Annotated in this window: 9 protein-coding genes and 2 pseudogenes; 2 read left to right on the forward strand and 9 right to left on the reverse strand. The window is 59.9% G+C overall.

Annotated elements, in window-relative coordinates:
* Positions 1 to 158 precede the first annotated feature (158 nt).
* The 9 genes and pseudogenes from QDY28_RS28255 to pmtA form a co-directional block, all read right to left on the reverse strand.
* A pseudogene (locus QDY28_RS28255) lies at positions 159 to 335 on the reverse strand (DUF736 family protein); the annotation flags it as partial.
* A gap of 624 nt (positions 336 to 959) precedes the next feature.
* A complete protein-coding gene (locus QDY28_RS28260) occupies positions 960 to 1883 on the reverse strand; it encodes an ArdC family protein (RefSeq protein ID WP_028755179.1) in 924 nt (307 codons plus the stop codon).
* A gap of 301 nt (positions 1884 to 2184) precedes the next feature.
* The gene (locus tag QDY28_RS28265) at positions 2185 to 2772 is read right to left on the reverse strand and encodes a hypothetical protein (protein WP_065091960.1); all 588 of its coding nucleotides are present in this window, start codon (positions 2770 to 2772) and stop codon (positions 2185 to 2187) included.
* A 385-nt stretch (positions 2773 to 3157) separates the two neighbouring features.
* Positions 3158 to 4118, reverse strand: a pseudogene (locus QDY28_RS28270) (plasmid partitioning protein); the annotation flags it as partial.
* A 337-nt stretch (positions 4119 to 4455) separates the two neighbouring features.
* Positions 4456 to 5199, reverse strand: coding sequence for an NYN domain-containing protein (locus QDY28_RS28275; protein ID WP_065091961.1), 744 nt, complete (start codon positions 5197 to 5199; stop codon positions 4456 to 4458).
* Positions 5200 to 5583: 384 nt separating this feature from the next.
* Complete coding sequence (locus QDY28_RS28280) at positions 5584 to 5778, reverse strand: hypothetical protein (protein WP_028755183.1); 195 nt, start codon at positions 5776 to 5778, stop codon at positions 5584 to 5586.
* On the reverse strand, positions 5775 to 6287 hold the full coding sequence (locus tag QDY28_RS28285) for a DUF1419 domain-containing protein (RefSeq protein ID WP_210305302.1): 513 nt from the start codon (positions 6285 to 6287) through the stop codon (positions 5775 to 5777). Before QDY28_RS28285 ends, QDY28_RS28280 begins: the two co-directional genes overlap by 4 nt.
* Positions 6288 to 6398: 111 nt before the next feature.
* Complete coding sequence (locus tag QDY28_RS28290; protein ID WP_240535449.1) at positions 6399 to 7502, reverse strand: DUF3991 and toprim domain-containing protein; 1104 nt, start codon at positions 7500 to 7502, stop codon at positions 6399 to 6401.
* Between the two features lie 1187 nt (positions 7503 to 8689).
* Positions 8690 to 9280: a phospholipid N-methyltransferase PmtA gene (pmtA, locus tag QDY28_RS28295; protein ID WP_184806021.1), complete on the reverse strand. Its 591-nt coding sequence runs from the start codon at positions 9278 to 9280 to the stop codon at positions 8690 to 8692.
* A gap of 635 nt (positions 9281 to 9915) precedes the next feature.
* On the opposite strand from pmtA, the gene QDY28_RS28300 reads away from it, so the two are divergent.
* Positions 9916 to 11001 (forward strand): extracellular catalytic domain type 2 short-chain-length polyhydroxyalkanoate depolymerase, encoded by a 1086-nt coding sequence (locus QDY28_RS28300; protein ID WP_184806024.1) that lies wholly within the window; start codon positions 9916 to 9918, stop codon positions 10999 to 11001.
* Between the two features lie 573 nt (positions 11002 to 11574).
* Positions 11575 to 12033 (forward strand): Hsp20 family protein, encoded by a 459-nt coding sequence (locus tag QDY28_RS28305; RefSeq protein ID WP_184806073.1) that lies wholly within the window; start codon positions 11575 to 11577, stop codon positions 12031 to 12033.
* The last annotated feature ends 6 nt before the right edge of the window (positions 12034 to 12039 follow it).

Below are 12039 nucleotides of genomic sequence, written 5' to 3' on the forward strand. Positions count from 1 at the left end.
CTGGTCCAGGGCGACAAGGGCGAGCACAAGCTCATCTGGTCGCGCTGACCAGCACATCGGCGCTCCGCTTCACGGCGGGGCGCCTCTTCCACACCAGTGGAATTATGCGGAGCAGAAGCCGCCGCTATCGTCGAGAAATCCAGCCTTCAGCGATCAGCACTCCGCATAATCACACTCTCAGCATAATCGACRTTGCCTGCGTAGATGCGGAAGTGCGGGCCCTTGTCGGAGGGGTTTTCGATGCGGGCGATGCGGGCCTTGACGTTGAGGGCGAGCGTGCGGATCGAKCCGTTGAAGCCGGTTTCGGAGGTGGTGAAGGTGCCGATGGTTGCCATTGTCGTATTCCTTTGCTGTYTCGGGCCGCGCCCATCGCGGCCTCGATGGCTGTCGCAAGGATCGGGGACGATCGGWCCGCACCYGWARGGCCGRAATGAAATGGMGGGCGGCCAGGAGAAGCTTTGTTGCTYCGCGAGGAATGAGCGCATCGCGCTCAGSGGAAGAAAGTTTCGCAAGGCCGTTGCGGGAAGACGATCGAGGYGAAGCCGGTCTTCGATCAGACATGCCTCATCGAGCCCGCGAAGGWCGTGGCTTGCTGCAGTGCTCGAAGGGATATGGCAATGGCAGCCCGTCCCCGGTGCCTGCCCGGACGCTACAACGATCAGTCCGCTGTCTTGTCCACATGCCTAGCCCAAACCTCGCAGAACCACCCAGCGTGAGGGCGTTGCATTGCCCGCTCCGCGCTATCGCGGCGCCTCGCGAACCGTCGCCTGAGGATCTATACGTCAGCAGACAAAGCCGTTTATCGTCGAAATCAAGCCGTCCCGGAAGCTCAAGCCGATCGACCGGACAACCTCGATCTGGGGCAAACTGGACCTCGCGGCTGATCGTGACGCGCCCCCCGACCGACGGGCAAGAGTTGCCGACCGCTGGCGAGGCCAACGACCGGCGCTGACAAGTCTTCACGCGACGAGCCGCTCGTCGGCTGCGGCGAGCTGCAGCGAATGCAGGAACGCTACGGCCCGTTGCGCATGCGCCGACGCCTGGAATATCGCCCGTCTGTCGTCGGTCAGGACCTTAAGCCAGGAGTCGAGGTAGGAGGCGTGATCGGGGCGGGGCTCGAGCTCGGGAACAATCCCGAGATCGGCGCAAAGGAAGCAGCTACCGAGCTCCGCTATCAGTTCCTCGCGGGCTCGCTCGGATTTGTCCTTGGCATAGCGGCTGAGGTCGCGAGCGAGGCGGTGGGCCGGCGCCGTCCAGTGCGTGACCTCGTGGCTTAAAGTCGCGTAGTAGCTTGCCGCATCCTTGAAGCTCTCAAATGGTGGCATCTGGATGAGATCGGCGGCAGGCGCAAAGAAGGCCTGGTTGCCGCCATGGCGGATTGCAGCGCCGGTGTCGCGGAAGAACCGATCGGCATGCCCAACCCGTTCAACCGGATCGAGAACCGGTGCCGGCCGGTGATGATACTGGTCGGGAAGTCCGTCGATCTGTTCGACGTTGAAGACGCTGTAGGCTTTCAGGAAAGGGATCTCCCGCTCGACCTCGCCGCCGTTCCCGTCGGTTTCGGACTTGGTGAATCGGCTTGCGAAGACGACGGTCGTGCCGGTCTCGCCCTTGCGCACTGCGCCGCTCAGTTCCAGGGCCTGCTTGAACGTCATCCATGTGGATGACGTATAACCCCGTGTGATACCCTCCGACCATAAAAGCAGCACGTTGACGCCAGAATAGGGTTGCCCGTTGTAACGCAGCGGGCGGGTAATGTGGCCTGCCGTGTTCGCCGAATTCCATGGTTTCATCCAGGGCCGCACGCCTTTCGCCAGGTCTTCGATGATCCTGTCGGTGATGCGGCTGTAGAGATCGCCCCGCTGATTTTCTGTCTTGCTCATATCCAAACCTCCGTTTCAAGGCCGCGCCCGTCGCCGCCCGTTACGGAGGGCGAAAGCAGGAGCAGATCAGCCGGTGGATGCACCGGAACAGCCGCAACGCAGTGGAGGACGGCGAAGCCGTTGCATCCGCCGGCGGCTCCTGCAGACCCGACGAAGGAACGGGCGGCGACGGGCGTGCCATCGGCTTCATTTCTTTTTCCTTGCTGGCCGGGTTCGCAAAACGACAACAGGCCGGTCCCGCCATGGAACCGGCCGGCTCGAGTTGATGGAAAAGGCGGGGCCGGAACCCCGCCGGAAGTGGCTAGTCGAAGGCGGAGATCTGCGCTTCGGCAGCCTTGCGGTCGAGCGCGCGGCCCGGTTGTTCGACGGGACGGTCGAACGGTTTCCAGCTCTCGCCGATCACCTGGACATAGGCGGCGACGGCGCCTTCCGCCGCCATTCTGAGCGAATGGGCCTGTATGCCCATGTCGGCGGCAAATTCGCGCTTACGCTGGGCGGCGCTGTCATAGCCGACGGGACCGTCGAGGTCCTCGTCCCGGGCATCGTTGGCGGCCTTGGCCGTGGCATCGCGTGCCTCGGTGACCGCGCGGCTGTAGAACTGGCCGGCGCCATGGGCGGAGCCGACGTAGGCGCCGACGATCCGTTGCAGGTGGATCTGCATGGCCTTGTCGCCAAGGCCGTCGCCGAGCGCGTCGGCTGTCTCCGTGACGAGCCGCTCGTGCAGGTCGCGGATGCCGTCGCTGTCGATGACGGCGGTTCCGAAACTCTCGGCGATCTTCAGCGCCTGCATGGCGTCGGGGCAAGTCAGCCGAACCATCTCGACGGTGGCGCCTTTGCGCAGTTGCACGACACGCGTGGATTGCCGGGATGAGGGAGTGGACTTGGCCATAGTCGTTTCCTTTCGAGGTCGTCCGAAGCGGCTCCGGCCCCATGCCGGCTTGCCCTTCGGTGCGGTCACCCCGGACCGGCGGAAAGACGGGCGCCTCAAGGTCCGGCCCCTCCTGGACGAGCGGAGCCGGTTTGCGTGCGAAGAGGGCAACCTGTCCTCGATAAAGCACGCAAGCCTGCTCCGTGAAGGACGGCGGGGTCCGGCCGCTCCGCGGCGCGATAGCGGCCTGGAAGCGCACGGCCGCCGGTTCAGACCGCAGCAAAACGAAGGGCAATCCGGCATGGGGAGGAAGGTGACGTCCTCAAATCAACGACAGGCGCTCCCACGAAAGGCTGGTGGCGCCGAGGCTGCGCTCGCCCTCCTTGCGGATCAGCCGGCCTCGGCTGTTACGGGCGTCCTCCGCCCCATCAGCTGCCGGGCCGGTCTGACCGGTGGGCTTCCTGACCTCCGGCATCCGGCAGTGGACGCTGTGCACCTTGCCCTCGCGATCGCGGTACAGTCGCCTTTGCCTGGCTTGCCGTAGACGCGTTCGGCTTTCTTCGGCAGGTCCGGCTGGCCCCAATTGTTGACTTCGACGATGGTACCCTTCTTCGGCACGTTGCTCGCCATCCATTCCTGCTGGGCGCCAAGCAACTCTTCGACATTGGTGGTATAGCGATTGTCCTCATCGGCAGGGCCGAACAGGTCCTCCGCCCACTCGATCCCATAGGCCTGGCGCAGATCGTCGCCGAAGCTTGCATCACGTGCATACATACGGGTCTTTGTGAGACCGTTGGCGATCTGCCACCAGGCCGCCGTTCGCCTTTCTTCGGCTAGTGGGCCTTCCAGACCTCTTTTTGCTCGTCGTGCGAGGCGGCCGCAATCGTTCTGAGCCGCTGCTCGTTCGGCATATCGCCCTTGGCTATCTGGTCGAGCATGGAGGGCAAGAGGTTTGCGAGCAGACGAAGCTTGCGGATCTGGCGGACGGGAAAGGCAAGCGCTACGGCGACCGCCTCCTCGGTCCAGCCGAGCGCGACCAGCCGCTCGATGCCGCGCATTGATCGATGGGATTAAGGCACAAGCTATATTCTCGGTCATCGAGCGCATCGCGCCGTTGTCGTTGGCCACCGCGACCACGACCACGTCGATTTCCTCGATACCGGCGGCGATCGCCACACTGGTGGGGCGGTGACCGGCTTCGATGATGTAACCGTTGCCGCCGGCTTCCGGGAAATGACCGGCGCTGGATCACGCCGACGGCCTTGATCGTCGCCAAGCAGGGCGTCGGCCTGGGGCGTCGACTTCGACTGGCGCGTGTTGTCGGGGTCGTCCTTTAACGCACGCGGATCGACCTTCATCAATTGCATGGGATATTCCTTTTCGAGGATTGGACAGGCCTCTGCCTGTCCTTCGCGTCTTCATTCCTTCCGAAGACACAACCCGAAGCGCGGAGCGGGCAGCCGGGTGCAACTGCGGCCGAGCATCGCTGCCGCGAAGGACGAGCGGAGCTGACAGCCCTGCGAGGACCAGTGGCCGCCATTGCGAGCGGCGCGGTTGAGCGTCAGCGACGCCCGGCTACTCGATCTGCGAGTAGTCTTCCTCCATCTTTTCTTCCATTTCCATTCGCCTATCCCTTGCTCTCTCACCACAAAGCTTGGAGGATGCGGCGAACCAAAACGTGCTGATGGAGACCCGTACTAAACGTCACTTGGCGCTTTTCTTGGCAGAAGGTTGTTTGACGCGGATGCGCAGAGGTCTGCTGTCCGAATGGTCTATCTCGAACGCATTTGTCTTCTTCACGAGGTCGCTGAGCTTCCTGAATCCATATGTTCGGGGATCGAAGTCTGAAGAGAGGTTCGCAAGCTGCGTTCCGACTGCGCCGAGCGGCACCCAACCATCCTCACTCTCCATCTGCGCGATGACCTTTCTGATGATCGGCGCCGCTGCACTTGGCGGCTGGAGCGAAGGAGTTGCCTGAGTAGCATCGCCACCATTTGTAGGCGCTGAAGGGAGGAGGTTTTCAGTGTAGATAAACCTCCGGCACGCCTGGCGGAAGCTTTCGGGCGTTTTCTGCTCGCCAAAACCGAACACATCGATGCCTTGCTCACGGATCCGAGAGGCGAGGCGTGTAAAATCGCTGTCGGAGGAAACAAGGCAAAAGCCGTCGAAGCGCCCGCTGTGGAGGAGGTCCATGGCGTCGATCACAAGTGTGATATCAGAGGCATTTTTACCGGTCGTGTAGGCAAATTGCTGCTGCGGAATGATCGCGTGCCTGGCAAGGACGTCGATCCAGGCTTTCGAGCGAGCGTTTGCGAAGTCACCGTATATGCGTCGGACGCTCGCCTCGCCGATTTTGGCTATTTCCTCGAATAAGCCGTCAACGATCTTGGCCGACGCATTGTCAGCGTCAATTAGTACAGCAAGTCGCGGTGAACGTGTTTCAGGCATTCGATAGCTCCAATCTGTCCCAATGGACCGAAGACCACAAGATGGACAAGGGGCCCATGCCTCACAAGCCCGAAAGTGTCAGATGCTATCGGACCACGCGCAGTTTGCTGGCAAGGGGAGTCGCGTCAGGATCGTGCGCGGATAAATCGTCGGATGACCTGAACAAAAAAAATGGGCCAGCGAAAACCGCGGCCCATGAAGCGTGAAGGTCAATAAACCTCCAGAGGGGAACAGCTGCTGCGGCGGCACTGGGAGGAAATCCGCCATGTGCATCAGCTGTGTGCACTATGATTAATTTTTGATCGGAAGGAAAACATTTATTGTGCAATGCAGCTATGCGCGTGCTGCACCGCCACGGACGACCCATCGAGACGGGCTTGATCGTCAAGCGGCGTCAGACGTCCCCGCCGTTTCCCCGCGCGCCGCGGTCGCCAGGACCTCATCGACCTCCCGAACCTGTTGGCGCTTGTCGGAAAGGTCGTCCGCGAACGCGAACATGCCGCCGTCGCGCGAGCGATAGGAGACAAGACCGCCGCTCGGCCTCGTGCAAGCGATACCGATAGCGCTCCTGCGCCTCATCGACACCGTCGAGCGCATGCTCGAGCCGTGAAACCGCGCCGAGCGGCGTCATGGTGACGGCAAGATCGAGCTCCTGGGTTGCGCCGGTGCGCTGCAGCAGGGTTGTGTAGTGATAGCCGTCGATTGCGGTAACCGCCATACGTCGCGGCATCGGCGCTGCCGCGCGCAACCAGGTCGCGCACAGATGCGATCGGCGCGGGGAGGTGGCGCAGTTGGACCGGCAGCTTGGCGGCGACTTCGTCGTACACCTTGTCGGAGAGGTCGCAGTAACCGTGGAAGTAACGGATCGCCTCGTCGATGCGCAGCGCGAAGAACACGTATGTCACCGAGCCGGTGAGGAATTCCCGCATCGCGAACAGCGAGCCGCGGATCCAGAGCGGCGGCAGGATCTCGAACATGTAATCGTGCTCGGCCTCGGGGATTTCGAACCATTCGCCTGCATAGAGCGGAGTTGCGTCACGGTCCCGACGATCGGGTCGCTGGACGTGGCGGTCGAACGTGGGAAACATCTGCTGGCGGCTTGCGACGCCCTGAAACACTTGCGGAGGGAAGAGGCCATTTGCGGCTCCTTGCGCGGGCGGACTAAGCGCGGCTCAGTCCTCTCGACCCTGCCATCTTCTTCAGTCCTTCGTGATCCGTTTCCTGCCGCCGGCATCGCGACCTCCCGCATCCAGGGCTGGCTTTAGCCGGGAGAAGCCTCCCTTGACGCGGCCGGCTCGCCTGCGGCACGCCTCTTCCTCTTTCGCTTCTTCCTCCAATTTCTGTTTCTCGCTGCCCCGCTTCGGGCGTAGCTTCTGAACTTCGTTCCAGTCTTCTTGTGACGGGCGAAGTCGCATCCAGTCGCATCCCGCCTCCTCGGCAAGTGCGCGTAGTCGCTCGGCAAACATCTCGCCTTGTGGGTTGGCGTCGGTGGCAGCGACAAGCTGGACGTTGGGGCCCGACGCAAGCCTGCGGAGTGCCGCGGCCGTGGTCGGCGACCAGCCGCCGCCGGTGCTGAGGTAGAGTGTGCCGTCTCGCAGGCCCTCGATTGCCGCAAGGCTCATCGCGTCGATCGCAGCTTCCGTGACGGCCAGTCGCACCGCTGCACGCGACCCCAGACGAAAGAGAACCTTCGTTCCTCCCGAGGCGAACCCGCGGTATTGCGGACCGCGCGCCTCCCAGCCTGTGACACCGCCTGCCTCGTTCGTATGGGCGGCCCACATGGTGCCTTGCGGACCTTCGCGAAGAAGGTTGCGTTTGATCGCCGAGCATAAAAGAACCGTCGGCAGGCAACGCACGTCCTGCAGGTACCGCCATGTTGATGAACCCCGCCAGGGGCGGCGGCGCGCCTGCCAGCGATCGCCAAGCGGAAGGTCGGATTGGCCGTCCGGAATGCCAGGCTGCCACTCAGCCTTGGAAATATGGAAGCCTATGAGGTCCGCGACCTTTGCGACGCATGCCGAAAAGCCAACACGGTCAAGGTGCTCGACCAATCCAAAGATATCGCCTTTCGCATCGCTGAGCGGATCGAACCATCCACGCCCTCCATGCGTCACGATGATGATCTCACTGCCGCGGCGGTACTTGACCGCCCGCCGGGTGCTTTCCTTGACGTCAATGGCAAACCCGTTCTTATCCAGCACGGCGGCGCAGCTTACCTTGTCGCGAAGCGATTCTATTTCTCTTCTCTCCATTTTCCTTCCGATCGCGAAAGCGATCGCCTCCTGCTCGTCAGTTCTATTCATCGGCCACTTCAGCGGCCGCGAAGAGCAAAGGACGCAAGGGCGCGGCTGGCAATTTGGTGAATCGTGCAAGGTCGACCGCGGCGAAGCCTCCCTTGCGGCCTGCCGCTCGCTAGCGGCACGCCGCAGGCCATGCCGCCGGCTCAATGCCAAGGCGTGTATTCATGGACGATCTCAAGATCGTTCATCGGCGTCGATTGCGTCGGACGGCAGGACGCCGTTATCCGCCGTCGACGGAGAAGAGGGTGACCGGGACCATCAGGTTGCGGGAGAGCTGGAAAGCGTGGGACTGGGCGAGTGAGAGATTCGTGCGACATGTGAGTGGTTCCTTCGGAGCGGCCCAATTCCCGCTCGATCACTCCACAAAAGGCCCGCCCGGGGAGGGCGCGATCACCGCTGCGCGACGCGGAAGCGGCCGCAGCATGGCTAGCGGACCGCTCGCGGGTGGAAGATCCGGAACCGGGCCAGGACTCCATCAACAGAGAGCGGGATTGGACTGGTTAGGGAGGTGCCTCACGCAACGACGCTCGACTGCATCGACCAGGTCACGATCTGCGGCCTGCGGTCTCGAAATGCCGGGCGGATTTCATCGGCCGCCTGCCTGCGCGATGCCATCGTATCGACCGGCTTATGGCATATTTGAACTCGGTGATTCCCCTGATGAGAGAGGATTGAGATAGCCAACGATATCAGCATCGGAATGTCTTTGTTCTTAGCTTAGAGGATGGCCGGGAACAGAGGTTGCCGACTTCTATGAGGCCGCTTTTGGTGCCCAACAGATCGACTTTTGCAATCTGGATGGCGCTTTGGCGGGCTTTGCAATGCGCTTTGGCGCAATGCCCGTTGCAGTCGCTGGATCCAATCCCCGGCGCGAGCAACACCCTTCTTACGGCGGCCCTTTTTCCCGAAAGCGCTGGGCAGTCAGCGCCATTTTCACCATCAACGTGATGACATTGAGGAAACCGCCGGCGCGGTGTGACTGCCGGAGCGATTGTCCGCGATGAGATAGAGACGGACATTTCTTGGCCGCCCGAGGCCTCGATCTTCGATCGTTCGGCCCGCTCTGGGCGCTGGTCGAACGAAGGGCAGCGCGCGTCTGGAAAGCCGCCCAAGCGCTTTCCACATCGGTCGCGTTCGTCATCAGCCCAGCGATCAAAACTTTTCGATCAATGTTTATGAGATGGCCGAGGTCATCTCGTCTTTCGGTAGGTCCAAAGTTGTGCCGGCGGAATGTTGCGCATCATGAAAGCCAGGTGACGGACCTCGTATCCGGCGGGAAGCGCGACGACTGGAGAGAGCAATCCATAGGTGATTTGGACGACGGGCCGCCCTGTCGGAATCCGTTCGAGAAGATCGAGGATCAGCGACAATCGCTTTGAAGGCGGCAAATGAAGGAGGGGCACAGCGGAGATGACGCAGTCGAACTTTGCACCTCGCTGAGCGCCCAGAACGAGATCCAACGCAAAGGCGTCTCCACATCGAACGTCGACCTCGGGAAACTCCTGCTGAAGATGCCGACAGAACTCGGGCGAATACTCGATGGACAAGAGCTCCTTGGGCCCAACGCCGCGCGCCAGGATCTGTTTTGTGATTACGCCGGTTCCCGGACCCAGTTCAAGGACAGGAAGGCTGGAGAAAGGATCGATAACGCTTGCCATCTTCCTTGCCGTCGCAACGGAAGTGGGCGTTATAGCGCCTACCGCTGTGCGGTCGCGCTTCCAGCCGTTCAGGAACGCGATCTCATCCTTGAACTTCAACCCCATCCGCTGCCGCACGCCCATTTTGCCTCCGCTTTGACACCCATCAGAATCATGGGGGTGACAAACAGCGTCTAAATGCGACAAATGCAAGCCCGGCGGCGGCATTTTCAGCTCAACATCGCCTTTTGCTCATAAAAGAAACCCGCGGCGAGCAACATTCACTACCAAGCCACGCCCTTTGGTTGCGTTGGTTCTCCGGTTCAGCCCGGCATAATTCGAAAGAAATGCCAGCCTTGCCATATTCTCGGGAGTTCCATCACAGTTAAAGCACACTCACAATGATCCCTGAGGGCTCCCCGATCAGGCTGTCAACGAACCAATCAATTCGTCACGTTTCCAAAAGCGAGCGACATACGATTTTGTCGGAATACGTCGACGCGGCGCACGGGCGAGGAGCCATACCCCGACATTTTGATGATATGCAGTTTTTGGTGGCATGAAATTTGTACGAAATCAGTCGTGGAGGAATGCACCCCGAGATTGGATCCGAGGTTGGGCATTTTTTATGTTTAGCAGCGCGGCAACAATTGCAATCGAATCTGTGGCTTTCGAGTAGGGGACAGTGAACCGCATGCGGCACGAAAAGCCTCCTCTGACAATCTGGTCGCAAATTTAAGGACGCGACCAAAGCTATTCCCGCAAAGGGGTATGAGGGTATGAGCGCAAAGATTTTTTCGGATTGGAAGAAAACCAGGTTTTGTAGCCTGGTTAAACGAATTGTCACCGCAAGTTTCAGCCTGCTGCTGCTGACCGGGGTGGCACAAACCCAAGCGCTGCCAAAACTGAAGATCGATCGCAACGCGATCTCGGTGTCGGGCCTATCATCGGGAGCATTCATGGCCTCGCAGCTGCAGGTCGCGTATTCATCAAGTTTCATGGGAGCCGGCATTGTCGCTGGTGGACCTTATTTTTGCGCTATGGGCAATCTCACCTATACGGGAATCTGCATGGGCCAAGTGCCGCGCGTTCCTCCAAATCCTGCGATGTTGTTCGCTGCCGCGGAAACGTCTTCGCGGATCGGCGCTATCGACCCGCTTTCCAACCTTGAATCAAAGAAGATTTACATTTTCAGCGGTACGGCCGATACGATCGTCAAGCAAAGTGCCGTCGATGCTAGCGTCCAGTTTTTCAAATTGGCCCGGGTTCCCGATTCAAACCTCGCCTATGTCAGCAATTACCCTGCCGGTCACTCGTTTGTTTCGAAGGTCTTCGGGAATTTGTGCCCGACCAACGCAACGCCGTACATCAACGAATGTGTGAACGATCCCCCAAATACTGCCAACGACAACAATTACGACCAGGCTGGCGCGATTTTGCAGTTCATCTATGGCAAGCTTAACCAGCCGGCCGCCAAACCAACCGGGAAGTTGAGGGCGTTCGACCAGAAACTCTACGGGGCCGCCAACCCGGTGTCGAGCATGGCGGATGTGGGGCATGTCTTTATCCCCGACAGCTGTGGCAAGCCTAAAGCCAACTGCAAACTGCATGTTTCCATCCATGGCTGCCGCCAATCGCAGCAATCGATTGGGGACGATTGGTATACCAAGCTCTATCTGAATAACTGGGCGGATACCAACGGTATCATAGTGCTGTATCCGCAAGTCAATAAGTCACTCCGGAGGCCGTATAATCCCCGGGGTTGTTGGGACTGGTGGGGCTTTACAGGCAGCAACTATGCGATCAAGGGTGCTGTCCAAATGGACGCCATTATGAAGATGATCGCTGCTCTGGGCGCCCTCTGACGGCGAAGCGCCAAGACACCTGCAGTTATCGCCGTGGCGACATCCGTTCTCCTTGGGGTGGACCGAGTGCACACGCGGCATCATAACCGCGTTGCGCCTTGGGGCCGAGCTTAAGCTTGACCATATTGGCGAGATTCGACGCCCTACGGCATCTTCTCCCGAGCGTTGGAAAGGAATTTCACTTCAGATTACCATCGTTCGAGAGATCGAACGTGACGACCTTCTGTGCATGGACAAAGAGGTTCTTATGAGTTTCTACGCGCGGCATCGGAATGAAAATGACGCGCGAACTGTAATCCATTTGCATCGCGCCAACCTATTTCGGTTTTGATTTTTGCGGTTTCAAGGAGATGGTGAAATTCTTAAGCACTCGAACATCTAGATTCCTAACGGTATGAACTTATAGTGATTGTTTGAGTCACTCCCGCTCGAAAAGTCTTGCGCGCCCTCTTGACCCTACCTCGCTAGCTACCCATTTCATCTGTCGTCGACGCCAAAATGAGTCGACTACGTCAGGGGCGCCGAGCTTCTTGGCGTTCCTCGTATCTATGTTGCTCCGTGGAGGATGTAGCTATGAGAACAAACCTCGATCTTACCCCTTTCTATAGGTCCAGCATCGGCTTCGACCGCATATTCGATCTTCTCGAAAATGCCAGCGTTAACGCCGACAAGTGGCCGCCTTTCAACATCCTAAAACTCGGCGAAGACACGTATCGCATCGCGATCGCGGTGGCAGGTTTTGCCGAAAGCGAACTGACGATCACCCACGAGGCAAAAATGCTCGTGGTGAACGGCGCGAAGTCGGAGGACGACGAAGCACTGTATCTGCATCAAGGCCTTCCCGTAAGGTCGTTTGTGCGCAGATTTGAGCTGGCTGATCACGTGATCGTCGAAGGCGCAAAGCTCGAAAACGGGCTACTCCTCATCAATCTTAAGAAGGAAACACCTGAGGAGATGAAGTCGCGTCGGATTGCCATCCAAGCCGAGTCTGCCAAAGCCGCTTCAAAGCAGATTGAGGGCGCCAAAGCCTAGCGTGAT

The organism is Rhizobium sp. BR 362, assembly GCF_036528765.1.
In the GTDB taxonomy this organism is placed as follows: Bacteria; Pseudomonadota; Alphaproteobacteria; order Rhizobiales; family Rhizobiaceae; genus Rhizobium.